Source organism: Gordonia otitidis, assembly GCF_020735545.1.
Classification (GTDB): domain Bacteria; phylum Actinomycetota; class Actinomycetes; order Mycobacteriales; family Mycobacteriaceae; genus Gordonia; species Gordonia otitidis.
Map to the genome: position 1 here is coordinate 1858648 of NZ_CP085974.1, position 25624 is coordinate 1884271.

Sequence of the window (25624 nt, forward strand, 5' to 3'; positions counted from 1 at the left end):
CCTGTCGGTGACCGCTGACCACGACGCCGGCACCCGGCTGCCCATACTTCTGGAGAAGATCGCATCCGGCGACGAGACGGCGTTCTCCGAGTTCTACGACCTCACCAGTCACCGCGTCTACGGCATGGTGCTGCGGGTGCTGCGCGATCCCGGCTACAGCGAGGAGACCACTCAGGAGGTCTACCTGCAGGTCTGGCGCTCGGCGTCGACGTTCCGTCCCGAACTCGGCTCCGCGTTGAGCTGGTTGATCACGTTGGCGCACCGCCGCGCCGTCGACCGTGTCCGGTCGGAGACTGCAAGCGCACGCCGCGAGGAGACCTACGGGGCCGAGGACTACACCGCGATGTTCGACGAGGTCAGCGAAGCGGTCGACAAACGTGAAACCAGCTCGCAGGTCAGGGGGTGCCTCGAGACGTTGACCGACGTCCAGCGCGAGTCCATCGGCCTCGCCTACTACGAGGGCCTCACCTATCGCGAGGTGTCCGAACGACTGTCGGTGGCGCTGCCCACCATCAAGAGTCGGATCCGCGACGGACTCGCACGCCTGCGCACCTGCCTCGGGGGTGCCGATGTCTGACGAAAGACAGACGGAGGCACCGTCTTCCGACGACAACCTGGTCAGCCTCGCACCGATGCTCGGCCTCGACGCACTCGGCCCGGCCGAGCTGGACTCGGTGGAACGACGCCGCGCGAAAGCGTCCGACATCGACCGCACCGCATTCGACCGGGATGTGCGACGCACGCGCGAGACGATGGCGTCAGTCAGTTCAGCCACCTCGGCCGCTCCCCCACCGGAGTTGCGCGCACGTCTGCTGCACCTGATCCAGAACGAACCGCAAGAGCAGACCCCGGTCACCGACGAGCACGACGACCCACCGGCGAGTCCCAGCGGAGAGGTCGTCACCTTCCCGGCGCGCCGTCGTATCGTCTACCTCGCGGCGGCCGCGATCGTGGCGGTCGCGATCGGTGCCGTGGGCTGGGCCATCGGCGCCAACCTCTCGTCGTCGGACGACACGCCCCAGCAGACCACGGCACAGCAGGTGTTCGACGCGAAGGACATCCGCACCGCGTCGGGGACGGTCGCGTCGGGCAGGGCGACGGTCGCGTACTCCGAGAGCGCCGACGCCGGCGTGCTCGTCATGAACGATGTGCCGCCACCCAAGTCGGGCACGGTCTACCAGATGTGGCTGGTCGGGCCCGAGGGCGCAACGTCGGCGGGGACCATGACCGACAAGGACGTCGCGCCGTCGACGACGGCGGTGATCCAGCACATCGGTGGCGCGAGGTCGCTGGCGTTCAGTGTCGAACCACCGGGCGGTTCGAAGACACCGACGGGGAGCTTTGTCGCAGAGCTACCGCTGACCTGACGAGAGCAAGCATGTTGTGTGGGATCCACGGGGGCATTTCTGTACCCGTGGATCCCACACAACTTCTCAGATCAGATGCTTCGGATGCACACGCCTCGGTGCCAACTGCAACAACGCCAACTGGCCGGCCATCTGCCACCGGTTCTCGACGGTCTCGGAATACAGGTCGTCGAGCGCGGCCCTGCCCAGCTTGTGCGGTCCGACGATCCGATAGCACGACTGGTTGAAGCTGCCGAACCACAGCTGGATGAACAGCCTGGGGTTCAACATCATTCGCCATGCGGGTACCAGGCAACCGATCTCGCGGGCGAGCGCGTCCAGATACAGCACCTGCGACGGGATCGCCTCCGTGTGGCCGGGACTCAACGCGGTCCAGTGCTCCTCCCACTCCTTCTCGCGACCGATGCGCTCGTCGATGTTCGACGGCAGCGTCAGCTTCCCGCTGCACAGCCGGGCGAAGTAACGCGCCTGCATCTCGGCACAGATCGGGATTCCACCGGAGAACGGACGAACGAACCCGATGAACACCGCGGTGCCGTCGTGTTCGGGATGGACGAAGTGCTTGTAGAGGTTGCGCACGTTGCCGTCCTTGACCTGGAGGTCACCGATCGACAGCTTCTCCGTGGTGAAGCCGGTACACAGCACGACGGCGTCGAACTGGCCGGAACTGCCGTCGCGGAAGCGTACCGTCGACCCGTCCGATCCGATGATCCCGCTGTCGTTCAACGACACCCGGCCGTCGACGAGGCTCGGAACGAAACTCACGTTCTTGCAGAAGATCGTCCGCTGCGCCCAACTCCCGTCCGGATGCGAGCGCCGATTCCACGTCCTGATCATGTCCCAATTGGCGGCGTTGTCGAGTGTGTCGATGTCGATCTTCGCGGGTTCCATCGGCTGGCCCAACGGATTGACGTCGGGTACGACGGTGCGTCGGCCACCTGGTGCCCTGCCCGCGAAGGCTCGCACCACACCCGTCGCCGTCGTCAGGATGCCCAGCACCACCGACACCGTCAGGAACACCGCCTTCACCAGGGAGTTTCGCCCCCACACGGTGTCGAGGACGAATGGATACTCCGACGATCGGCGGCACATCTCGTGGGCGTGGGCGCGCACGGTGCCGTTGTCGGTCGTGCGCGTGCGGTTGAACACACGCGGCAACAGGTAGGTATACGAGCGGATCGCAAGCGTGCATTCCGTTGCCGCATCGCCGATCTCGCGCACCAGGTCGGCACCCGACTCGGCCATACCGACTATCAGTACCCGTTTGCCCGCGAACCGATCCCTGTTGCGGTACTCCGACGAATGCACGACCTCGCCGGTGAAGCTCTCGAGTCCCGGAATCTGTCGGTTCGGAGTCTTGAACGGACCCGAGCAGACCGCTACGGCATCGAACGTCTCCGACGACGTCACTCCCTCGCGCACGGTCGTCACGGTCCACCTCCGCCCCTCGCGCCTGATATCGGTGACCTCGGCACCGAAGCTCACGCACTCGGCGAGACCGAAGCGATCCGCGTAACCATGCAAGTACTCCAGATACTGTGCACGCGTGTAGAAGACGCGGCCGTCGCCGAACGGGTGGTCGGAGTACGCCATCAGTTTCATCGAGATCGTCAGCATCAGATTGTCGTACGCCTTCATCTCGTCGGCGTCGGTCTGCGGGTCTTCGTGACGCAACCACAAGCCACCGAGATCTGCGTTCTTGTCGAAGCAGACGACGTCATGCCCCTCGTCGCGTAGTTGCTTGATCGTCGTCAACCAGCACGGGCCCGCGCCCACGACACACACCTTCATCGCCATTCCTTTGCGTCCGCGGGGCGTTGTTGTGTCACCCGACTGAGATTTAGGTTTATTTAGGTAAGGCTAACATCACCTGCTCGCTCGCGTGGCACCGAGATTCGCTGGTGGGACGGCATTTTCTTGTTCTCCGCGAAACCGTCCAAACGGACACGTCGGCGAATGTTTGTGTCTCGCCGTATTGACAGCGCCTCTTATAGCCCGCAGACTTGTTGCATCACGTGCGCATCGTTGCGTAATGAACAACATCACCCGCCCCCTTCCTCACCTCGACGACGTCGGCATGCACCCGCGCCGACGTGTACGCGACGCGGCTGCGAACCGAGAAAGACACCGAGCGCCGATGGCCACTGACGCACACCACGAGACGCCTTCTGCAACAACTGCTTTCGTCGGTCTCGGCACCCCGATGCGTACGCTGATCACCTCACGCATCCCAGGCGAGAGCCTCGTCGGCGAGTGCTACACCCATCAGGAGTGGTTCGACCTCGATCTCGACGAGATCTTCGCCAAGCAGTGGATCTTCGTCGCCACCGAACCGGAGATCGCCGAGCCCGGCGACTTCGTGACCGTCGGGTTCGGCACACGTTCGGTCATCATCACGCGTGACAGTCACGGCGTCGTCCGTGCTCACCACAACGTGTGTCGGCATCGCGGCGCACGGCTGCTCACGCAGCCGAACGGCTCGACGGGCACCATCGTGTGCTCGTACCACTCGTGGACCTACGGCACCGACGGCAGACTCATGTACGCCGAGGCCCAGGCGCCTGGCTTCGACAAGCGGTGCTACTCACTACGGCCGGTCGCAGTCCGCACCATCGCTGGCCTCGTATTCATCTGTCTCGCCGACGATCCGCCGGCAGACATCGATGATGTCGCGCGCATCGTCGAGCCCTACCTCGCCCCACACCGGCTGGCGGAGGCGAAGGTGGCCAAGCAGACCGACCTCGTCGAGAACGGAAACTGGAAGCTCGCGATGGAGAACAACCGCGAGTGCTATCACTGCGGCGGGCATCCCGAACTCCTCAATGTCTTCTTCCCGACATGGGGATACGACGATTCCGACGCCATCCCCGACCGCCTCGCCGCCGTCGTCGATCGCTACCGACGGGCGACGACTGAGCTCATCGACACCTGGACGCGGCTCGGCCTGCCCTATCCGCGCATCGCGCAACTCGACACCCGCCCCACGGGATTCCACATCGAACGCGAGGCGATGGACCTGGCAGGCGAGTCGTTCACGCTCGACGGCACCATCGCCTGCACCCGCCCCCTGACCGATACGCTCCCCGATCGCCGGCTGGGTCGCCTGTCGATGCACCTGCAGCCCAACATGTGGTTGCACATCACCAGCGACCACGCCGTGCTGTTCTCGGTCATACCGATCAGTCCCGGCGAGACACTGGTGCGAACCACCTGGTTGGTCAACAGCGCCGCGACCGAAGGCGTCGATTACGACATCGATCGACTCACCGGCGTCTGGGAGATCACCAACCAGCAGGATGCCGATCTGGTGCAGCTCGCACACCGGGGGATCTCGGATCCCGCATACGTTCCCGGCCCGTACGGGCCGTCGGAGTTCCAGGTCGAGGCGTTCATCAACTGGTACATCACCCGGCTGCGAGCGAACCTGGGTCTCGACGTCGAACAGCAGGCTGCTACCGACCAAATCGCGGAGAGTGCGTGATGAGCACCGACCACCTGCTCGTCTGCGTCGACCGCACCGAACTGACCCGCGACATGGCCACCTTCACGTTCCGCACCGTCGAGCCCTACACCTTCGTCTTCAATCCGGGACAGTTCCTCTCGGTCGGTGTCGAGATCGACGGCCGCACGGTCGAGCGTTGCTACTCCATCTCGTCGTCGCCCACCCGACCCGACACCCTGTCGATCTCGGTGAAACGCAAAGCCGGCGGCCACGTGTCGAACTGGTTGCACGACAACATGTCTCCCGGCCGGACTCTCACCGCATCAGGTCCGCTCGGACGGTTCAGCTACATCGACAAACCCGCCACCAAACTGCTGCTGATCTCCGCGGGCAGCGGCATCACCCCGGTGATGTCGATGCTGCGTGCAGCCACCGATTCCGACGCAGCGGTGCGCGAACACGACGGCTCCGTCCCCGACATCGTGTTCATCCACAGTGCACGCACACTCGACGACATCCCGTTCCGCACCGAACTCGACGACCTCGCAGTCCATCACCCCGGGGTCACCGTCGCCTTCGCCTGCACGCGACTCGTCGACGACGACACGAGCGCCTCATGGTCGGGGCACCGTGGCCGCCTCGATGCGGCGACGCTCACGCGTATCTGCCCCGATCTCGCAGAGCGGGAGGTGTTCCTCTGCGGTCCGGGGCAGTTCCGTGCCGGTGTGCGTTCGTCGCTCGTCGCCTCCGGCGGCACACTCGCCCACATCCACGAGGAGAGCTTCGGATTCCGGCTACCCACCGTCGACGACGGCGCGCCCGGCGAGACGCCCGAGGGCGTCAGCGTCGACTTCACCCGACGCGCACGTCGCATCCACGTCAGCGCGGGCACCACGATCCTCGCGGCGGCAGCGGCCGCGGGCGTCACGCTTCCCTCGTCGTGCGGCGTTGGTCTGTGCGGATCGTGCAAGGTCACCAAGACCTCGGGCGACGTCGTGATGAACCACCAGGGCGGAATCCACCGCCGCGAGATCGAACAGGGCAAGATCCTGCTCTGTTGTTCCGAGCCCCTCTCACCCGTAGTGATCGATCTGTGAGGACCACCATGACCAGCCCGCACCCCGACTTCCTGTGGCGCAACCCTGATCCTGCGCCCACCTACGACGTGGTGATCGTCGGCGGGGGCGGGCACGGGCTCGCCACCGCCCACTACCTCGCGCGCAACCACGGGATCACGAATGTCGCGGTGCTCGAACGTGGTTGGCTCGCGGGCGGCAACATGGCGCGCAACACCACCCTCATCCGCTCGAACTACCTGTGGGACGAGAGCGCTGCCATCTACGAGCACTCCCTCACGCTGTGGGAAGGACTCGAGGACGAGCTCGGCTACCCGATCCTGTTCAGCCAACGGGGAGTGCTCAATCTCGCCCACACCGAGCAGGACGTCCGAGATTCCGTCCGACGGGTGGAGGCCAACCGACTCAACGGAATCGATGCAGAATGGCTCGATCCCAAACAGGTTGCCGAGGTGTGTCCCATCGTCAACACCTCCGCCGACATCCGCTATCCGGTGCTCGGTGCCACATTCCAGCCTCGCGGCGGTATCGCCAAACATGATTGGGTCGCCTGGGGATTCGCCCGCAGCGCAAGCGACGCCGGGATCGACATCATCCAGAACTGCGAGGTCACCGGATTCGAGACCGACGCCGGTAGGGTCACCGCGGTCAACACCAGCCGTGGGCGGATCGGTGCGGGCACGGTCGCCCTCTGCGCCGCGGGCCACACCTCGACGCTCACCGATCAACTCGGCATCGACCTCCCGCTGCAGAGTCATCCACTGCAGGCGCTCGTGTCCGAACTACTCGAACCCGTCCACCCCACTGTCGTGATGTCCAACGCCGTGCACGTCTACGTGTCGCAGGCCCACAAGGGCGAACTGGTGATGGGAGCCGGCGTCGACTCCTACAACGGATACGGCCAGCGTGGCGCCTTCCACATCATCGAACGTCAGATGGCCGCGGCCGTCGAACTGTTCCCGATCTTCGGTCGCGCACGCCTCCTGCGGACCTGGGCGGGCATCGTCGACGTCACGCCGGATGCGTCGCCCATCCTCGGAGCCACACCGTACGACAACCTGTTCCTCAATTGCGGATGGGGCACCGGCGGTTTCAAGGCAACCCCTGCTGTCGGCTGGTGTCTCGCGCACACCGTGGCGACCGGGGCACCGCACGAGATCAATGCACCCTTCACCATCGACCGCTTCACCACCGGCGACCTCATCGACGAACACGGCGCCGCAGCGGTGGCCCATTGACCACCGTGTCCCCCGAACATCTGGAGATCCGTTGCAACTCATCACCTGCCCGTACTGCGGACCGCGCGAAGAAGTCGAGTTCCACTACGGCGCTGCCGCCGGTGTCGCCTATCCCGACAATCCAGCAGAACTCGACGACGTCGCGTGGGCGCGCTACCTGTTCTTCCGCCCGAACCCGAAGGGCGCACTGCGCGAACGCTGGTGCCACAGCGCGGGCTGCCGCCAGTGGTTCACCGTCGAACGTGACACCGTGACCTACACGATCTCGCCGCAACCGGCTGCGGAGGACGTACGATGACCCGGTCCCACCGCGCCACGACCGGCGGCCGCATCGATCGGAGCGTGCCGATCGAGTTCGAGTTCGACGGCGTCGCGTACACCGGTCATCCGGGCGACACACTTGCTTCTGCACTGCTGGCCAACGGGATTCGCACGATCACCAGCAGCGTCATCCTCGGCAGGCCCCGCGGTGTGACGGGTTCGTGGGCCGACGACGCCACCGCGCAGATCGGCATCGACGCCCCGTACAGCGAGCCCATGGTGCCCGCGACGACCGTCGAGTTGTGCCCCGGTCTCGTCGCGCACGGTGTCGCAGGACTCGGTGCACTGTCGTCTGACGTCGACACCGCACGATATGACTCGCTGCATCATCATCCGGACGTGCTGGTCGTCGGCGCCGGAGCCGCAGGGCTCATGGCGTCACTCATCGCCGCCCGCGCAGGTCTGCGAGTGCTCCTCGTCGACGAGCGCACCGAAGCCGGAGGCGCGACCCCGCGGGCGCCGTGGGTCACCGAGGCGGTTGCCGAGTTCGACGCGTTCGACACCACCTCACGGCTTGTTCGGACCACCGCGTTCGGCGCGTATGACGACGGCTTCGTCCTCGCCGTCGAACGGCGCACCGACCACCTCGGACTTGCTGCTCCGCGACAGGTCTCGAGACAGCGAATCCATCGCATCCGAGCTCGCCACACCGTTGTCTGCGCGGGCGCACACGAACGCCCGATCATCTTCGGGAACAACGACCTTCCCGGCGTCATGCTGGCCGGCGCGGCTGCGGACTTCCTCCGCCGCTACGGGGTCGTCGTCGGAACCAGCGCCGTCGTCTTCACCGCGTGCGACGCCGCGTACGACGCCGCGTTCACACTCGCCGAGGCGGGTGTCGACGTCCGCGCGATCGTCGACGTCCGCACGGATGTGGCAACTGATCTCACCGAACAGGCTGCGGCGCTGGGCATCACGCTGCACACCGACAGCGCGGTGGTCGGGGCCCTCGGGACCGACGCGGTCAGCGGCGTCGAGCTGCGTGACGGAACATCGATCGAGTGCGACACGGTCCTGGTGTCCGGGGGCTGGAATCCCGCAGCGCACCTGTGGAGTCAGCTCCGTGGGGCATTGACCTTCGATGCATCCGCAGCCGCCTTCCTACCGACAGGAGAGCTGCCGACAACCGACATCGCCGGGGCCGCAGCCGGAATGCTCACCGTCGCCTCGTGTCTCGCCGATGGGCGACGGGCAGGACTCTCCGCCGTCCGCGCGCTCGGAGCAGTGGCTCCCGAACTGCGCGCGGTGCCGCACGTCGGCGAACGCACGCCGGCCGCGACCGACGTGTGCTGGCGTGTTGCGGAAGCCGACGCCTCGATCTCCTTCGTCGACCTCCAACGCGACGCGACACTCGCCGACGTCAGCCGCGCTCTCGGCGCCGGGATGACCTCGGTGGAGCATGTCAAGCGCTACACCACGATCGGCACGGCACACGACCAGGGCAAGACGTCGGGCATCGTCACGTCGGGCATCGTCGCGGAACTGCTCGGCGTCGACGTCAACGACGCCGGCACCACGACATTCCGCCCTCCCTACACCCCCGTGTCATTCGCGGCGCTGGCCGGACGTGACCGTGGCGATCGCTTCGACCCGGTGCGTCGAACTCCCATGCACCAGTGGCATGTCGACCACGGTGCGGTGTTCGAGGACGTCGGGCAATGGAAACGTGCCCGCTTCTACCCGCGCGGCGGCGAGGACATGACGTCTGCCGTTCTACGCGAATGTGCCGCCGTCCGTTCAGGGGTCGGCATTCTCGACGGTTCGACACTTGGCGTCATCGACGTCGCCGGCCGCGACGCGCCCGCCTTCCTCGACATGCTCTACACCAACATGATGAGCACCCTGCCGGTCGGCAGTATCCGCTACGGGGTGATGTGCGGACCCGACGGCATGGTGAAGGACGACGGCACCGTGATGCGTATCGCCGACGATCGCTACACGGTCTACACCACCACCGGGAACGCGGCGGCAGTCCTCGACTGGATGGAGGAGTGGCATCAGACCGAATGGCCGCAGCTGCAGGTGTTCACCACGTCGCTGACCGACCATGTTGCGACGTTCCCTGTCGTTGGTCCGCGGTCGCGCGACGTCGTGGGAGCCGTCTTCACCGAGCTGGACGTCAGCAATGACGCCTTCGGCTTCATGCAGTGGCACGACACCACGTTCGGCGGCGTACCTGTCCGAATCGGGCGTGTCAGCTTCTCCGGCGAGCTCGCGTTCGAGGTCAATGTGGCCGCGGAGTACGCGCTGGACATCTGGCACGCACTACTCGACGCCGGAGAGCCTCACCAGATCGCCCCCTACGGAACCGAGACCATGCACGTTCTGCGCGCGGAGAAGGGGTATCCGATCATCGGCCAGGACACCGATGGCACCGTGACGCCCCATGATCTCGGCATGAGCTGGGTGGTGTCGAAGAAGAAGGCCGACTTCATCGGCAAGCGTTCGTTCGCGCGGGCGTCGAACACCGACCCGTTGCGCAAGCACTTCGTCGGACTGCTCCCCACGGATGCGTCGACCGTACTGCCGGAAGGATCACAGATCGTCGCGCTCAGCGTCGACGGCACGCTGCCGCCCCCGCCGGTGCCCATGCTGGGCCACATCACGTCGAGCTATCGCAGCGCAGCGCTCGGGCGTCCCTTCGCGTTGGCCCTGCTGAAGGGTGGACGCGACCTCGTGGGTACGCGGGTGTCCGTACCCGTCGGTGACCGCCTCGTCGAAGCGGAGGTCACCTCTCCCGTGCTCGTCGACCCGGAAGGAACCCGACGCGATGGCTGACACCTCGCTCGCACCACGCTCACCGCTGGACGGCTGGGCGTCGACGTTCGATGCGCTCGCGCCGGCGGTGTACCTCGCCGAAACCCCTGTGGCCCAAGCGATCGTCCGCACCACCGATGCCGATGCCATTACACACCTCGCCCTACCGGGCGTCTGCGCGATGCGTCGCCACGACGACGGTGAGGTCGCCGTCTGGCTCGGACCCGACGAATGGCTGCTCTACCGCGCATACGTCAGCGGCCACGAGTTCGCAGCAGACATCGCTGCCCGCGGTCGCGACGGCGCATACGTCATGGACGCGACCGGGCAGCGTACCCGCCTCGTCCTCGGCGGACCCCACGCGCGCACGATAGTGGCCCACGGGTGCGCCATCGATCTGTCGGACACGGCATTCCCCGTAGACCGCGCCGTCTCGACCCTGCTGGCGCAGACCGGCGTCGTCATCCATCGGTCGACTCACGAATCACCCGATGGACTCGCGTTGTTCGTGCGCTCCTCGTTCGCCGACCATCTCGCCCAGTGGCTCGTCGACGCCGCGACGGAGTACGTGGTTCTCGACTCCTCGGCCCCATAGCGAAAGCACAGCCCATGCCGTCCACTTTCACGCTGACCCTCCGCTGCCCGTCCCGCGGAGGCATCATGCACGCGGTCTCCTCGTTCCTCTACAGCCACGGTTGCGAGGTCATCGACCACCGACAGTTCGACGATCCGACCACCCACACGTTGTTCGTACGAACCGAATTCGTGTCGGCGCGGCAATCGAGCGCCACCGACATCACTCGTGCGTTCGAGCATCTCGCCGCCGGGATCGACGCCGAGTTCGAGATCCACGACCAGACGCCGGCGCGAATCGTCGTCATGGTCTCGCGACTCGGGCACTGTCTCAACGACCTGATCTTCCGCTGGCGTGCGGGCACACTCGGGGGTGAGCTCGTCGCCGTCGTCTCCAATCACGTCGATCTCGAACCGATGGCCACGTCCGCGGGACTGCCGTTCCGGCATCTACCGGTCTCACCGGACACCAGGGCCGACGCCGAGACACGGCTGTTGGCCACGATCGACGAGTTCGACGCCGACCTCGTCGTCCTCGCCCGCTACATGCAGATCCTGTCCGACGAGACCTGTGCGAGACTGCGTGGCCGAGCGATCAACATCCACCACTCGTTCCTGCCCGGCTTCAAGGGCGCCAAACCGTATCACCAGGCACACGAACGCGGTGTCAAATACGTCGGCGCCACAGCACATTACGTGACCGCAGACCTCGATGAGGGACCGATCATCGAGCAGGAGGTCATCCGCATCGACCACACCCACGACCCGCACCGACTGGCCACCGTCGGCAGCGATGCCGAAGCTCTGGCACTCTCCCGCGCGGTGCGTTGGCACAGCGAGAACCGAGTGTTGATGAACGGCACCAGCACCGTGGTCTTCAGCTAGATCCGCACGTTCACACCAGATCCCGCAGGGCACCGGATCCCCACAAGCGCCAGATCCCCACAAGAAGGAAAAGCCTCATGCCAACACCCACAGTCGTCATCGTCGGCGCGGGGATCGTCGGGACCTCACTCGCCGACGAACTCACCGCGCGCGACTGGACCGACGTCACCGTCCTCGACCGCGGTCCGCTCTTCGCCACGGGCGGATCGACCTCGCACGCACCGGGACTCGTCTTCGCGACCAATCCGTCGAAGACGATGACCGAACTCGCCACGTACACGCTCGAGAAGTTCTCGGCGCTCGAGCACCCCGACGGCTGGTGTTTCAGCCATCTCGGCGGGCTGGAAGTGGCGACGACCGAGGCCCGGCTCGACGATCTCCACCGCAAGGCGGGATGGGCGGCCTCGCGCGGCGTCGAACACGAAATCCTTTCTCCCGAACAATGTCACGCGAAGTACCCACTCCTCGATCCCGACCGGATCGTCGGCGGATACTTCACGCCGCGAGACGGTCTCGCCAAGGCATTGCGCGCCGCGCAGGCACAGGCTGCGCGCGCGGCATCGCGCGGTGCGCGGTTCGTCGGCAATACCGACGTGATCGACGTCGTCGAACAGAACGGCGAGGTGCGCGGGGTGCGGACGTCCACCGGGGTCGTCGACGCCGACATCGTGGTGTGCTGCACCGGGTTCTGGGGCAGAGAGTTCGGGAGTCGTGTCGGACTGACCATTCCGCTTGTGCCGATGGCCCACCAGTACGCGTACACGACACCACTCGAATCGCGCCGTGGCGTCAATTCCGAGCTGGCAGAAGCGTCGTTGCCGATCCTGCGCCACCAGGACCACGACCTCTACTACCGCGAACACGGCGACCGACTCGGTATCGGCTACTACGGTCACCGGCCCATGCCAGCCGACGTCGGCGCACTCGACTACGACACGACGATCTCGCTCGAGGAGATGCCGTCGAAACTGATGTTCACGCCGGACGACTTCGCCGACGCGTGGGAACAGACCGTGTCGCTCATCCCCGAACTGTCCACCGGCAAGGTCGACGACGGCTTCAACGGCATCTTCTCCTTCACACCCGACGGGCACTCGGTGGTCGGAGAGCATCGGGAACTGAAGGGGTTCTGGGTCGCCGAGGCGGTCTGGGTCACGCACTCCGCGGGTATCGCGCGCACGGTCGCCGAGTGGATGGTCGACGGGACGCCCGGCGTCGACACCCACGAGTTCGATCTGTATCGCTTCGAGAAAGCGGCCCTCACCGACGACTACATCCTGACGAGTAGTTCGCAGTCGTTCGTCGAGGTCTACGACATCATCCATCCGCACGACCAGCCCGCCGCACCGCGTGGCGTTCGCACCAGCCCGTTCTACGACCGCGAGGTCGACCTCGGCGCGCAGTTCTGGGTCGGCGGGCTGTGGGAGCGACCGGCATGGTTCGAGGCCAACGGTCCACTGCTCGATGAGCTCGTCGCCGGCGGCCTGCAGGTTCCGCAACGCGACGACTGGTCGGCGCGGCACTGGTCGCCTATCTCGGTCGCCGAGGCGTCGTGGACCCGCAGCCACGTCGCGATGTACGACATGACGCCGCTGACACGCTACGAGGTCTCCGGGCCGGGTGCGGTCGAATTCCTGCAACAGCTGACCACCAACGACGTCGACAAGTCGGTGGGATCGATCACCTACACACTGATGCTCGACGACGTCGGCGGCATTCGCTCGGATCTGACCGTTGCCCGGCTCGGCGTCGAACTGTTCCAGGTGGGCGCCAACGGACCGATCGACCTCGACTGGCTGTCCCGACATCTGCCGGCCGACCGCAGCGTGACCCTGCGCGACATCACGGGTGCCACCTGCTGCATCGGGCTCTGGGGTCCGTTGGCCCGCGAGGTCCTCGCACCGCTCACCCCGACCGACCTCACCAACGACGGGCTCAGATACTTCCGTTGTGTTCGGACAACGATCGGCTCCGTGCCCGTGACGCTGATGCGGGTTTCCTACGTGGGAGAACTCGGCTGGGAGATCTACACCGACGCCGAGTACGGCCGGGGTCTGTGGGACCTCCTGATGATCGCGGGGCAGGCGCAGAAGATCATCGCCGCGGGACGAATCGCGTTCAACTCCTTGCGGATCGAGAAGGGGTATCGATCAGCGGGTGTCGACATGACCACAGAGCACACGCCTGCGGCCGCTGGACTCGATTTCGCGGTGCGGATGACCAAGGACGATTTCGTCGGCAAGAAGGCGCTCGCGCACCGAACCTGCTCGTCGCGCCTGCGCACGCTGCGCTTGGACGACCCCGCCGCGGTCGTACTCGGAAAAGAGCCGGTGAGCGTCGACGGAGATGTCGTCGGATATGTCACGAGCGCGGGGTGGTCGCCCACTGTCGGTGCCTGTCTCGCGTACGCGTGGCTTCCGTCGGATCTGCCCGATTCGACCGCCCTTGAGGTCGATTACTTGCGCACGTCGTATGGTTCCTTAGTGATCTCGGATCCTGTGTTCGACCCCGAGATGGCACGAATCAAGCAGTAAGTGTCGACCGCTACCTGCGAAATGAGGCGCCATGGCGAACCTGAACGAAGTGCGAAAACGCTACACCCTCGACCCTGTGGTCTTCGGGGTGACCGCAGCACTCATCATCGCGTTCCTCATCTGGGGACTGGTCAAACCTCATAATCTCTCGTCCGTCTCGTCGGACGTCCTGAACTGGATCACCGACAACCTCGGCTGGCTGTTCATCCTCACCTCGACCGCCTTCGTGATCTTCGCGATCTGGCTGGCGGTCAGCAAGTACGGTCGGATTCCGCTCGGCAAGGACGGCGACAAACCCGAATACCGCACCGTGAGTTGGATCGCGATGATGTTCAGCGCGGGCATGGGCATCGGTCTGATGTTCTTCGGTGCATACGAACCGCTGTTCCACTTCGTCAAGGCACCACCGGGTTATTCGGCGCGCGACGTCCAGGTCGCCATGGCAACGACCATGTTCCACTGGGGATTCCACCCGTGGGCCATGTACGCGGTGGTGGGTCTGGCCATCGCGTACTCCACGTATCGCCTCGGTCGCAGTCAGCTCATGAGCGCGGTGTTCGCTCCGCTGCTGGGCAATTCGGCGAACGGCCCCATCGGCAAGATCATCGACATCCTCGCGATCTTCGCGACGCTGTTCGGCACCGTCGCCTCGCTGGGGCTCGGTGCGCTGCAGATCGGTTCCGGCCTCGACAAGGTGGGCTGGGTCAAGAGCCCGTCGACCATGGTGCTGGTCACGATCATCGCGGTACTCACCGCGGCATTCGTCGCCTCGGCTGTCTCCGGCATCGCCAAGGGCATCCAGTGGCTGTCGAACATCAACATGGTGCTCGCGCTGATCCTCGCGGTCTTCGTCTTCGTGGTCGGCCCCACCGTGTTCATCCTCAATCTGTTGCCCACCACGATGGGCGCGTACGCCAACGACGTCCTCGGCTTCTCGGCGCGGTCGGGTGCCACCGTCGACGCCGACGGCGAGAGCTGGTTGGCCTCGTGGACCATCTTCTACTGGGCGTGGTGGGTGTCCTGGACGCCCTTCGTCGGTATGTTCCTGGCGAAGATCTCCAAAGGCCGCACCATCCGCGAGTTCGTCGTCGGAGTCATGATCGTCCCGACCGTCGTGTCGCTGCTGTGGTTCTGCATCTTCGGCGGGTCGGCGATCCGGCAGTTCACCGACGGAAAACTGCCCTTCGATCCCGACACGAGCGCGAGCGAGGACACCCTGTTCGACGTCCTGGCGAACCTGCCGTGGACAGCGATCGCCTCAGCCCTGGTGATGATCCTGGTGGCCATCTTCTTCGTCTCCGGAGCCGACTCGGCGTCGTTGGTGATGGGCACGCTGTCACAACGCGGGTCACCCGAGCCGAGCCGGTGGGTCACGATCTTCTGGGGTGTCTCGACCGGTGCGGTCGCCGCGGTGCTGCTGGCCGTCAGCGGCGACGACGGGCTCAACGGCATCAAACAGATGGCCATCATCGCTGCCCTGCCGTTCGTCCTGGTGATGGTGGGCATGTGCGTGTCGCTGTACATGGACCTGCGTCGCGATCCCTTGATCGTCGCGCGGACCATGCTGTCCGAACGCGTCGACGAGCACATCCGCGAAGAAGCAGTCAAGATCGAGACCAGCGAGTTCGCCGCACTCGATCCCGAGTCCGGCGATCCGATCGTCCCGCCCGTCAACGACACGGTCGAGACGAACTTCACCGGGGCACGCGTGCCCGGGGCGAAAGGCGACAGAAACGAATGACCACACCGCTCGCAGGGTTGATCGGCACGCACCAGCTCTACATCGACGGCGCATGGCGCTCGGCGTCCGACGGCGGTGTCCGGGCACTGATCAACCCTGCGACCGGAGCGGAGTTCGTCTCCGTCGACGAGGCCACCCCTGAGGATGCACGAGCCGCCGTCGCCGCGGCGCGCGCGACATTCGACGCGGGCGAGTGGTCGGCGACGACCGTGGCCGACAGGGCCGCGCTGCTGCGTCGCATCGCCGACCTCCTCGTCCGCGACAAGGCCGAACTCGCCCGCATCGAGACGCTCGACACCGGGAAGACCCTGGCGGAAAGTGAGATCGACATCGACGATGTCGAATCGGTCTTCCGCTACTACGCGGCGCTGATCGAGACCTCCGCCGACCGGGTGGTCGACGTGGGCAACCCAGCGGTGATCAGCCGCGTGGTGCGTGAGCCGATCGGCGTCTGTGTCCTCATCGCGCCGTGGAACTATCCGCTCCTGCAGATCTCCTGGAAGATCGCGCCGGCACTCGCCGCGGGCTGCACGATGGTCGTCAAACCCAGTGAGGTGACGCCGCTGTCGACCATCGCGTTCGTCAGGCTGTGCGAGGAGGCAGGCGTCCCGGCCGGTGTGCTCAACCTCGTGCAGGGTTCCGGTGCTGCTCTCGGCTCCGCGCTCACCGACAATCCCGAGGTCGACTTCATCTCGTTCACCGGTGGACTGCAGACCGGCATCGTGATCTCCGAGACCGCGGCCAAACACGTCACCAAGGTCGCCGTCGAACTCGGCGGGAAGAACCCCCACATCGTCTTTCCCGACGCCGATTGGGGGTCGTCGGTCGATCAGGTGCTCACTGGCGTCTTCCTGCATTCCGGACAGGTCTGCTCGTCAGGCACTCGCCTCATCGTGCACTCGTCGATCGCCGACGACTTCGTCGACGCCCTGGTGGCCGGGGCCGGCACGATTCGCATGGGCGATGGGCTCGACCCGACCAGCAAGACCGGCCCCCTGGTGTCGCAGGCACAACTCGACAAGATGCACGCCTACGTCGCAGCCGCCAAGGACGAGGGCGCGGTACTGCGTTGCGGTGGCGGTCGACCGGACCGCGATGACCTCGATCCGGGAGGATACTTCTTCTCCCCCACCATCTTCGACCACTGCGATCGGTCGATGGCGATCGTCCGCGACGAGACGTTCGGACCGATCCTCACCGTCGAGCGCTTCGACACCGAGAAGCAGGCACTCGCCCTCGGGAACGACACCTCCTACGGGCTCGCCGCAGGCGTCCGGACGTCCGACGCCGCGCTCGGCGAACGCATGGTGCGCGGCCTCCGTCACGGAACGGTGTGGCTCAACGACTTCGGCTACTACACACCAGCCGCCGAATGGGGAGGATTCGGCAAGTCCGGTAACGGCCGAGAGCTCGGGCCAACAGGGCTCGCGGAATATCAAGAGACAAAGCACATCTGGCACAACACCGCGCCGTCGGCGTCGCGGTGGTTCGGACCGGAATGATCACATGATGAGGAACCATGGCCACAGAGTCCACGCCGACATCCACGCCGTCGACGACACCGGGGGCCGACGGCCTCGAAGACTTCGGATACAAACAGTCACTCGACCGTAGTATCGGTAAGTTCGCGAGCTTCGCCGCCGGCGTCAGCTACATTTCGATCCTCACCGGCACCTTCCAACTCTTCTATTTCGGTTTCGGCACGGCAGGACCCGCCTATCTGTGGTCGTGGCCCATCGTCTTCGTCGGACAGCTCTGCGTCGCACTGTGTTTCATGGAACTCGCGGCCAAGTACCCGGTGGCGGGGTCGGTCTACAACTGGGCCAAGCGGCTGGGCACCCAACTCGTCGGCTGGTCGGCGGGATGGCTGATGCTGACGGCGTCGATCGTGACGCTCGCCGCCGTCGTACTGGCACTACAGCTCAATCTGCCCCGACTGTGGAGCGGCTTTCAGATCTACGGCGACGGCACCACTGCGACGTCGTATGCGGTGAACGCCGTCATCCTCGGTGCGATTCTCATCGCGATCACCACCGCGATCAACGCGTGGAGTGTTCGTCTCATGGCGCTGATCAACAGCGTCGGGGTGTTCGTCGAGTTGATCGCAGCCGTACTCATCGCAGTCATCCTCGCGTGCAACGTCACTCGCGACCCCCAGGTCTTCTTCTCCACGCACGGCTACGGTGCCGGCGAGAGTGGCGGGTATCTCGGCGCCTTCCTTGTCGCGTCACTTGCCTCCGGCTACGTCATGTACGGGTTCGACACCGCCAGTTCTCTCGGCGAGGAGACCGTCGAACCTCGACGCACAGCCCCCAAGGCGATCCTGCGCGCGATCCTGGCATCGTTCGTGATCGGCGGCGCGATACTGGTGTTCGCGATCATGGCGGCCCCGGATCTCGACGACCCGAAGCTCGGTCGGCCTGACGGCAGCCTGCAGTACATCGTCGAGGCGGTGATGTGGGGCCCGCTCGGCAAGATCTTCCTCGTCGCGATCGTCATCGCGGTCATCGTGTGTTCGCTCGCGGTGCACACCGCCGCGATCCGCCTGATGTTCGCGATGGCGCGCGACAACGCACTGCCATTCGGGGCGCACCTGGCGAAGGTCGATCCCAAGCGTCAGACACCGGTGATTCCGGCCTTCGTGATCGGCATCCTCGCCGTGCTCATCCTGGTCGTCAACATCGGCCAGCCGAAGATCTTCACGGTGCTCACGTCGATCGCGATCATCATGATCTACCTTGCCTATCTCTTGGTGACGATGCCCATGCTGCTCAAGCGGTTTCGAGGAGAGTGGCCGCCCAAGGATCTCGCCGAGGGCGGGTACTTCACGATGGGCCGCTGGGGTCTGGCGGTCAATCTCCTCGCCGTCGTCTGGGGCATCGGCATGGCGCTGAACCTCGCATGGCCGCGCTCAGCCGTCTACGGCACACCGTGGTTCAACACGTGGGGCGCCTTCGTCTACATCGGGATCATCCTCGGTCTCGGGTTGCTCTGGTACTTCACGGTGGGGCGTCGCCACATCGGGACCCTCGCGTCGCATGCGAGTTCACCCGCAGACGTGATCGGTGGAGGTCTCTGACATGAATCCTTCGCACGCTGTCTACGACTACGTCATCGCCGGCGGTGGTACCGCGGGATGTGTTCTCGCTGCGCGCCTCTCGGAGGACCCCGGGGTTACCGTCTGTCTCATCGAAGCAGGTCCGAGCGACGTCGACGATCCCGCCATCCTCGTGTTGACCGACTGGATGCACCTGCTCGATTCCGGCTACGACTGGGACTACCCCGTCGAGCCGCAGGAGAAGGGCAACAGCTTCCTGCGGCACGCGCGTGCGAAGGTTCTCGGTGGGTGTTCGTCGCACAATTCGTGTATCGCGTTCTGGCCCCTGGCGCAGGGTCTGTCCGACTGGGAGGCGATGGGCGCCACGGGGTGGGGGCCCGAGGGAGTACTGCCGTATGTATCGCGCGTCGAGAACAACGTGGCGACGGGTACATACCAGGGCTACCCGCATGGTCACAGCGGGCCGGTCGAGTTGCGCGACGTACCACCGAACGATCCGTGCGGGCAGGCAGTGCTGGATTCCGCGGCCAAGGTCGGGCTGCCCACCGTCGCCTTCAATCGCGACGACTGGCAACTGAATGCGGCCGGCTGGCTGCAGATCAACGCCAACGCGCGCGGCGAACGGATGTCGTCGTCGCATGCGTATCTGCATCCGATACTGGGCAAACGGCCCAATCTCACCGTGCTGACCGAGAGTTGGGTCAGTGAGATCGTGATCGATGACGCGCTGCGCGCGACGGGCGTGCGATATCTACGACCGGATCTCACTGGATACGACACCGCCGATGCCCGTCGTGAGGTGATCGTGACCGCCGGCGCCATCGATACGCCGAAACTGTTGATGCTCAGCGGTATCGGACCCGCCGCGCACCTGCGTGAGGTCGGGGTTCCGGTGCGCGTCGATTCGCCCGGCGTCGGCGAGAATCTCGACGATCACGTCGAAGGTCTCGTCTTCTGGGAGGCGTCGCGGCCCATGGTCACCGAGTCGACGCAGTGGTGGGAGATCGGGCTGTTCGCGACCACGCAGGACGGTCTCGACCACTCGGACCTGATGATGCACTACGGCAGTGTGCCATTCGACATGAACACGCTGCGCTGGGGCTATCCGACCGCCGAGTCGGCATTCTGCCTCACTCCCAATGTGACGCAGGGCCTTTCACGTGGCACGGTCACGCTGCGGTCGCGCGATTTCCGTGACCGGCCGCGCGTCGACCCGCGATACTTCACCGACCCAGACGGGCACGACGAGGCCATGATGCTAGCCGGAATCAGACTCGCGCGTGAGATCGGTGCGCAGAGCCCTCTGGCCGAATGGGTCGAACGCGAACTCGCACCGGGGCTCGACGCCGTCACCGACGACGAACTCGTCGACTACATGCACAAGACGCACAACACCGTCTACCATCCTGCGGGGACGGCGCGGATGGGCGCGACATCGGACCCGATGGCAGTGCTCGACCCCGAACTGCGTGTCAAGGGCGTCACGGGGCTGCGGGTCGTCGACGCCTCGGCGATGCCGAAGCTCCCCGTCGTCAACCCGAACATCACCGTGATGACCATGGCCGAGAAGTGCGCCGACCTGATCACGACGGCGCACCGCGGACGATGACAGCCAGCAGAGCGACGGGGCGCGGCGGTACGTACACAACTCGCACCTCAGCGGGGTGTCGAGGAGATTATTGTCGTGGCGCCCCGCTCACGTCCACATTGTGTACAGAGACAATTGGGTGTACGGAGACAACCGACCCGGCCGGTCGAACCGCAAAGGTAGGCTCATGAGCATCATGAGCACAGACGACGCACCCGGCAATGATCGGGCTGCGGCCGCTGACGCGCCCGACGGTGACCGGGCTGCGGGCGGCGCCGTGCAGTCCGTCGACCGCGCCCTACGGATCATGGAGCTCATCGCCGACGCCGGTACCGCGGGGATCACCGAGCTGTCCGTCGCTCTCGGCGTGCACAAGTCGACAGTCTCGAGAATCGTCGCGTCGCTGGAGTCACGCGGCTTCGTGGAGCAGGCCCCTGGTGGTCGGAAGTACCGCATCGGATTCACGGTGGTCCGACTCGCCGGCTCGACCACGGCCACCACCGACCTCGCCAAGCTCGGGCAGGACGTCTGCGACGAGGTCGCCGAGAGAACCGGCGAGACAACGAATCTCGCTGTCCTCGACGCCGCGCAGGCCATCAACGTCGTCGAATCGCAGGGATCGTCGAGCGTCGCGTTGAAAACCTGGATCGGCCAACCGTCACCGGCGCACGCCACGTCCTCGGGAAAGGCGCTGCTCACCGGCCTGAGTGAAGCCGAACTGCGTGCGCTCTACCCCGGCGGTCTGCCAGGTTTCACCGACAACACCATCACCGACGTCGACGAGCTCGTCGCCGACGTCGCCACCTCGGCCGCACGCGGTTGGGCACTCGCCGACGAGGAGCTGGAGGTCGGGCTGGTCGCGCTGGCCGCCCCCGTCCGCGATCACTCGGGCGCTGTCGTCTCCGCGCTCAGCATCTCCGGACCGCGCTACCGCCTCGACCCCGCGGACGCCCCCGAACTGGCCGAGGGCGTGGTTCGGGCGGCGAACACGGTCAGTCGGCGCCTGGGCTACCGCGGCTGACCACGCGGCTCGATGTGGGGCCGGTCGGGTCCGGCCCCGCGTGTTCACCGCTGGACTCGATTCACTGGCCGGGCAGCAGTTCTCGCACGGTGTCGATCGTGTCGGCCTCCGCGGCGGTCTTGTCCGGCCGGTACCGCAGCACACGCGCGAACCTCAGTGCCACGCCACCGGGATACCTCGAACTCCGCTGAACCCCGTCGAGTTCGATCTCGACGACGATCTCCGGCCGCAGGAACACCGTGTACTCGGTGCGCGACACCTCATGCAGTGGGAACTCGTCGGTCTGCCAGCGGAGGATCTCGTCGGTGAGCCCCTTGAACGTCTTTCCGACCATCACCGGCGGTCCGCCGTCGGGGTCCCGCGCGCCGAGATGCAGATTCGACAGCCACCCTCGTCGACGCCCCGATCCCCACTCTGCGGCGATCACCACCAGGTCGAGTGTGTGGACGGGCTTGACCTTCTGCCACGACCGTCCTCGACGTCCCGCCGCATAGACACCGCTGCGCGACTTCACCATGACGCCCTCGTGTCCGGCGGCGATCGCGGCGTCGAACTGGGCCTGTGCCTGCATCGGCGTCGGGTCGGTGACCGAGGGGATGCGGAACTGCGGCGCAACGGAGTTGAGCGCGTCGAGTCGCTGTGTGAGGGGTAGGTCGATCAGATCGACCCCATCGAGATGCAGACAGTCGAAGAAGAAGGGCTGCAGCAGACGCGGGTTCTGTTCGTCGACCGCCGAACCGAACCTGCTCATCGTTTCCTGGAACGGCCGTGGACGTCCATCGTCGCTGAGCATCAGCGTCTCACCGTCGAGAATGACGGTGTCACAGGGAAGATCGCGCACCACGGCAACGATGTCCGGTACGCGACTCGTCACGTCGCGCAATGTGCGTGTGAACACTTTCACGTCATCATCGTTGCGGTGCACCTGGATTCGCGCGCCGTCGAGTTTGAAGTCGACGACGACGTCCGGTCCGAGATCGGCGACCGCCGACGTCAGGTCGTCCGCGGGGGTCGCCAGCATCGGCGCGATGGCCCGACCGACTTCGAGGCGCACGCCGGTGAGTGCCTCTTCGCCGCCACGGGCTGCGAGGACCGCCGTCTCAGACAGCGACCCGGTCAGCATGTGCGCCTTCCGAACCAGATCGACGCGCTGATCCGTCGCGGCAGCAACGGCGTCGACCATCAATCCTGCGAGAGAACCCTGCCGTAACTCGCCGGTCAGTAATCTTCGCAGGAACCCCTGCTCGTCATCGGTCGCACGCCCGAAAAGCCCTGCCAGATAGTCGGTTCGCGCGGCTGCCGAACCCGCGCCCCGCGCAGCGGCCAGCAGCTCGAACACGTCGTCGACGTCCACGACGTCGAGCATCGGCTCCGCGACAGGTGCGACGTCGAGTGCCGCTAATGAGCGCCATCCGACGCCGAGCTTGCCCTGCGGTACCTCGCCCGACAGCCATGTGACCACGATCGGCATCTCATCGGCCGAGGCGGCCCGCAGCAGTTCGACGAGCTCGGCGGTCTTTCGTTTGCGCGAGCGTGTGGCAGCCATCGCGGCCGACGCCGTGACCACACGAGTGAGCTTCACGAGGCACCCCCGCCGTCGGCAGCCCCCGAGGATGCACGGCCAGATCCAGCGGTTCCACCCGAGTCATCGCCCTCCGCCGGCGTCTTCGCCGACGTCGAATCCTCTCGGCGCGCAGCCTCGACGGCGTCGGGGTAGTCGGCCTCGTAAGCCCGCACAGCGGCGCCGACGGTCGCGAACACGTGGTCGGGATTCAATCCGGCGAGCACTCCTTCGGTGAGCAGGTCATCGCCGAGTTCGGGGTCGACGCCCGCCAGCACGAAGTGCGCATTCCGCTTGTGCACGAAGGTGATCAGATCTTTCAGCATCGTCGATGCCGTGTAGTCGACATCGCTGATCACCGTGCAGTCGAGCACCATCCATCGCACCGGATGCGGTGCCGCCTTCACCAGGGCCATGACCTCGTCGGCGAATCGACTCGCATTGGCGTAGAACAGGTCGGCGTCGTAGCGGAAGACGATCAATCCCGGCATCGATTCGGCGCCGGGCGTGGCGGACTCGTACCGCCGGTGACGTCCGTGGTCGGAAACGCCCACGACGAACCGCTCCGGCCGATACTGACGCCTGACCATCGCCAGCAGCGACGCCCCCATCGCTGTGATGACACCGGTCTGCACTCCGAACACCAGCACGACGACCGCGGTGAGTATCGCGATGGTGAATTCGTACCTGCGTACCCGCCACATGCGGCGAAACTGCGAGACGTCGATCAGCCGGACGGCGACCACCGCGACGATCGCCGACAGGACAGCATGCGGGAGGTAACCCAGCGCGTCGTCGAAGAAGACCACGACGATCAGCGCCACCACCGCCATCGTCACGTTGGCCACCTGGGTCCGACCGTGTTCTTCCTCGACCAGTTGGGTTTTCGTCGGACTGCCGTTGACGACGAACGTCGACGAGAAGCCCGCGACGATGTTCGCCGCCGACAGGCCGACGATGTCGCGGTTGACGTTGGCCTCCTCACCGTGACGCTGCGCGAAACTCCGCGATGTTGCCGCGCTCTGCGCGAGAATCACCACCGCGCAACCGATCGCCACCGTCGCAGCCTTCGGGATGTCGACCCAGGAGACACCATCGGGGAGTCCGAACTGTGGCCACCCTCCATGCAGAGTGCCGATCACCGGGACGTCGTCGGACCAGCCGAACGCGTAGACCACGACGATCGACGCGACAACGACGACGATCGGCATCGGTATCCGCGTCAACCAGCGCCGCCCCACCGCGAGCAGCAGCAGGGTTGCGACCGCGAAAGCCACTGCGGCCCAACGGATCGAACCAAGTTCCTGGAGTACGTGCTCCCATCGCTCCCAGATCCGCCCGTCGCTGCCCGAGATGCCGAGCATGCCAGGTATCTGCCCGGTGAGCACACTGATGCCGGTACCCGCGAGAAACCCGACAAGAACTGCGGTGGAGAGGAAGTCGCCGAGGAAGCCGAGTCGTGCGAGCCGCGCCACCGCGAGCATCACACCGGTCACGATCGCGATCAGCGAGGCGAATCCCAGCCACTCCGCCGAATCCGGTTGCAATCCGGCCACCCCGATGCCCGCGATGCCCGATCCGAGTATGGCCGCCGTCGCGGAGTCGGCTCCGACGACCATCAACCTCGACGATCCGATGACCGCGAAGACGACGGTCGGCAGGATGATCGTGTAGAGGCCGGACACGACCGGCACGTGAGCAATCGTGCTGTAGCCCATCGATTCCGGTATGGCCACAGCGGCGAGGGTGACACCGGCGAGGATGTCTGCGCGCAGCCAGCTGCGTTGGTACCCGCGCAATGCCGGTGGCAGTGTCCGACGCACCGTCGCCGAGCGCGTCTCCGCCGCGCTCACGCCCGCTGCCTGCGACTCGACGGTTCGCTCACCCCGCCGAGGTTACCCGGCGCGGCACCCACGACGCCCGCCTTGGCGCCGCAGGTTCGTGACGCAGCGCTACTTCGTCACTCAGCGCTGCTTCGTCATGCAGCGCTGCCGATGGCGGCGTCGCCACGGGGATCCCGCTCGGCACGCTTGCGTCCGAACCCGGCGGCGAGCACCGGTCCCAACGCCGGTCGGACGGGTCCGAGGAACACCAACAGCAGCAGCGACCAGCAGAACAACGCTGCCGCTTCGCCCTCGTTCTCGATGGGGAACAGCCCGTCACCCTGGTGCTTCCAGAAGTACGCGATGGCCATCGCCCCGGAGCCGATGAACGCGGCGATCCGGGTGCCGACACCCGCAATGATCGCCGCACCGCCGATCAGTTCGATCATCACGACCCATCACGACGGCCAGGCCCCGAATTCGGCGGTGACGCCCGAGTACGGCGGGATCGGCCATCCGAACAGCGTCGACGTGCCGTGGCACAGAAACAGGAATCCGACAACGATGCGGAACACGCCCAGTGCCCACGGCGCAGCCCTACCGAGTGAGGTAAGCATTACCTTACTATCAGGCAAGGAT

The 25624-nt window shown here is 65.7% G+C and carries 18 protein-coding genes and 1 pseudogene; 15 read left to right on the forward strand and 4 right to left on the reverse strand.

Annotated elements, in window-relative coordinates:
• The first annotated feature begins 7 nt into the window (after window positions 1–7).
• The gene (gene sigK / locus LK459_RS08450; RefSeq protein ID WP_051997971.1) at window positions 8–577 is read left to right on the forward strand and encodes an ECF RNA polymerase sigma factor SigK; all 570 of its coding nucleotides are present in this window, start codon (window positions 8–10) and stop codon (window positions 575–577) included.
• Window positions 570–1367 (forward strand): anti-sigma factor, encoded by a 798-nt coding sequence (locus tag LK459_RS08455; protein WP_007239068.1) that lies wholly within the window; start codon window positions 570–572, stop codon window positions 1365–1367. The genes sigK and LK459_RS08455 overlap by 8 nt, the downstream gene beginning before the upstream one ends.
• Before the next feature lie 66 nt (window positions 1368–1433).
• Here LK459_RS08455 and LK459_RS08460 read toward each other — a convergent pair whose 3' ends face one another.
• A complete protein-coding gene (locus LK459_RS08460; protein ID WP_227922727.1) occupies window positions 1434–3158 on the reverse strand; it encodes a flavin-containing monooxygenase in 1725 nt (574 codons plus the stop codon).
• 412 nt (window positions 3159–3570) lie between these two features.
• On the opposite strand from LK459_RS08460, the gene LK459_RS08465 reads away from it, so the two are divergent.
• The 13 genes from LK459_RS08465 to LK459_RS08525 all read left to right on the forward strand — a co-directional run bounded on the left by LK459_RS08465 (window position 3571) and on the right by LK459_RS08525 (window position 21601).
• A complete protein-coding gene (locus LK459_RS08465) occupies window positions 3571–4848 on the forward strand; it encodes an aromatic ring-hydroxylating oxygenase subunit alpha (RefSeq protein WP_039994083.1) in 1278 nt (425 codons plus the stop codon).
• Window positions 4848–5906 (forward strand): hybrid-cluster NAD(P)-dependent oxidoreductase, encoded by a 1059-nt coding sequence (locus LK459_RS08470; protein WP_039994077.1) that lies wholly within the window; start codon window positions 4848–4850, stop codon window positions 5904–5906. Before LK459_RS08465 ends, LK459_RS08470 begins: the two co-directional genes overlap by 1 nt.
• An 8-nt stretch (window positions 5907–5914) precedes the next feature.
• The gene (locus LK459_RS08475) at window positions 5915–7123 is read left to right on the forward strand and encodes a sarcosine oxidase subunit beta family protein (protein WP_007239072.1); all 1209 of its coding nucleotides are present in this window, start codon (window positions 5915–5917) and stop codon (window positions 7121–7123) included.
• Between the two features lie 31 nt (window positions 7124–7154).
• The gene (locus LK459_RS08480; protein ID WP_007239073.1) at window positions 7155–7421 is read left to right on the forward strand and encodes a sarcosine oxidase subunit delta; all 267 of its coding nucleotides are present in this window, start codon (window positions 7155–7157) and stop codon (window positions 7419–7421) included.
• Window positions 7418–10222, forward strand: a complete 2805-nt coding sequence (locus LK459_RS08485; RefSeq protein ID WP_227922728.1) for a 2Fe-2S iron-sulfur cluster-binding protein — start codon at window positions 7418–7420, stop codon at window positions 10220–10222. Before LK459_RS08480 ends, LK459_RS08485 begins: the two co-directional genes overlap by 4 nt.
• The gene (locus LK459_RS08490) at window positions 10215–10796 is read left to right on the forward strand and encodes a sarcosine oxidase subunit gamma (protein WP_007240914.1); all 582 of its coding nucleotides are present in this window, start codon (window positions 10215–10217) and stop codon (window positions 10794–10796) included. Before LK459_RS08485 ends, LK459_RS08490 begins: the two co-directional genes overlap by 8 nt.
• 14 nt (window positions 10797–10810) lie before the next feature.
• Window positions 10811–11659 carry a formyltetrahydrofolate deformylase gene (purU, locus tag LK459_RS08495; RefSeq protein WP_007240913.1) on the forward strand — a complete coding sequence of 283 codons (849 nt, stop codon included), beginning with the start codon at window positions 10811–10813 and terminating at the stop codon, window positions 11657–11659.
• A gap of 77 nt (window positions 11660–11736) precedes the next feature.
• The gene (locus LK459_RS08500; protein ID WP_227922730.1) at window positions 11737–14193 is read left to right on the forward strand and encodes a GcvT family protein; all 2457 of its coding nucleotides are present in this window, start codon (window positions 11737–11739) and stop codon (window positions 14191–14193) included.
• A gap of 31 nt (window positions 14194–14224) precedes the next feature.
• On the forward strand, window positions 14225–15934 hold the full coding sequence (locus tag LK459_RS08505) for a BCCT family transporter (RefSeq protein WP_227922732.1): 1710 nt from the start codon (window positions 14225–14227) through the stop codon (window positions 15932–15934).
• On the forward strand, window positions 15931–17436 hold the full coding sequence (locus LK459_RS08510) for an aldehyde dehydrogenase family protein (protein WP_227922736.1): 1506 nt from the start codon (window positions 15931–15933) through the stop codon (window positions 17434–17436). Before LK459_RS08505 ends, LK459_RS08510 begins: the two co-directional genes overlap by 4 nt.
• A 17-nt stretch (window positions 17437–17453) precedes the next feature.
• Window positions 17454–19013, forward strand: coding sequence for an APC family permease (locus LK459_RS08515; RefSeq protein WP_227922738.1), 1560 nt, complete (start codon window positions 17454–17456; stop codon window positions 19011–19013).
• A gap of 1 nt (window position 19014) precedes the next feature.
• Window positions 19015–20601: a GMC family oxidoreductase gene (locus LK459_RS08520; protein ID WP_227922740.1), complete on the forward strand. Its 1587-nt coding sequence runs from the start codon at window positions 19015–19017 to the stop codon at window positions 20599–20601.
• A gap of 175 nt (window positions 20602–20776) precedes the next feature.
• Entirely contained in the window at window positions 20777–21601 is an 825-nt protein-coding gene (locus LK459_RS08525; protein ID WP_227923636.1) for an IclR family transcriptional regulator, read from the forward strand.
• A gap of 61 nt (window positions 21602–21662) precedes the next feature.
• On the opposite strand, the gene LK459_RS08530 is transcribed toward LK459_RS08525, so the two are convergent.
• From LK459_RS08530 to LK459_RS08540, 3 genes and pseudogenes are all read right to left on the reverse strand, one after another.
• Entirely contained in the window at window positions 21663–23183 is a 1521-nt protein-coding gene (locus tag LK459_RS08530; RefSeq protein WP_227922741.1) for an ATP-dependent DNA ligase, read from the reverse strand.
• Window positions 23180–25015: a SulP family inorganic anion transporter gene (locus LK459_RS08535; protein WP_227922743.1), complete on the reverse strand. Its 1836-nt coding sequence runs from the start codon at window positions 25013–25015 to the stop codon at window positions 23180–23182. Before LK459_RS08535 ends, LK459_RS08530 begins: the two co-directional genes overlap by 4 nt.
• Before the next feature lie 125 nt (window positions 25016–25140).
• Window positions 25141–25602, reverse strand: a pseudogene (locus LK459_RS08540) (DoxX family protein).
• Between the last annotated feature and the right edge of the window lie 22 nt (window positions 25603–25624).

What these genes read in the sequence shown, in the direction of transcription:
- LK459_RS08455 (WP_007239068.1), top strand. Translation starts at nt 570, where the DNA reads ATGTCTGACGAAAGACAGACGGAGGCACCGTCTTCCGACGACAACCTG.
- LK459_RS08460 (WP_227922727.1), bottom strand. Translation starts at nt 3,158, where the DNA reads ATGAAGGTGTGTGTCGTGGGCGCGGGCCCGTGCTGGTTGACGACGATC.
- LK459_RS08465 (WP_039994083.1), top strand. Translation starts at nt 3,571, where the DNA reads ATGCGTACGCTGATCACCTCACGCATCCCAGGCGAGAGCCTCGTCGGC.
- LK459_RS08470 (WP_039994077.1), top strand. Translation starts at nt 4,848, where the DNA reads ATGAGCACCGACCACCTGCTCGTCTGCGTCGACCGCACCGAACTGACC.
- LK459_RS08475 (WP_007239072.1), top strand. Translation starts at nt 5,915, where the DNA reads ATGACCAGCCCGCACCCCGACTTCCTGTGGCGCAACCCTGATCCTGCG.
- LK459_RS08485 (WP_227922728.1), top strand. Translation starts at nt 7,418, where the DNA reads ATGACCCGGTCCCACCGCGCCACGACCGGCGGCCGCATCGATCGGAGC.
- LK459_RS08490 (WP_007240914.1), top strand. Translation starts at nt 10,215, where the DNA reads ATGGCTGACACCTCGCTCGCACCACGCTCACCGCTGGACGGCTGGGCG.
- purU (WP_007240913.1), top strand. Translation starts at nt 10,811, where the DNA reads ATGCCGTCCACTTTCACGCTGACCCTCCGCTGCCCGTCCCGCGGAGGC.
- LK459_RS08500 (WP_227922730.1), top strand. Translation starts at nt 11,737, where the DNA reads ATGCCAACACCCACAGTCGTCATCGTCGGCGCGGGGATCGTCGGGACC.
- LK459_RS08505 (WP_227922732.1), top strand. Translation starts at nt 14,225, where the DNA reads ATGGCGAACCTGAACGAAGTGCGAAAACGCTACACCCTCGACCCTGTG.
- LK459_RS08510 (WP_227922736.1), top strand. Translation starts at nt 15,931, where the DNA reads ATGACCACACCGCTCGCAGGGTTGATCGGCACGCACCAGCTCTACATC.
- LK459_RS08515 (WP_227922738.1), top strand. Translation starts at nt 17,454, where the DNA reads ATGGCCACAGAGTCCACGCCGACATCCACGCCGTCGACGACACCGGGG.
- LK459_RS08520 (WP_227922740.1), top strand. Translation starts at nt 19,015, where the DNA reads ATGAATCCTTCGCACGCTGTCTACGACTACGTCATCGCCGGCGGTGGT.
- LK459_RS08525 (WP_227923636.1), top strand. Translation starts at nt 20,777, where the DNA reads ATGAGCACAGACGACGCACCCGGCAATGATCGGGCTGCGGCCGCTGAC.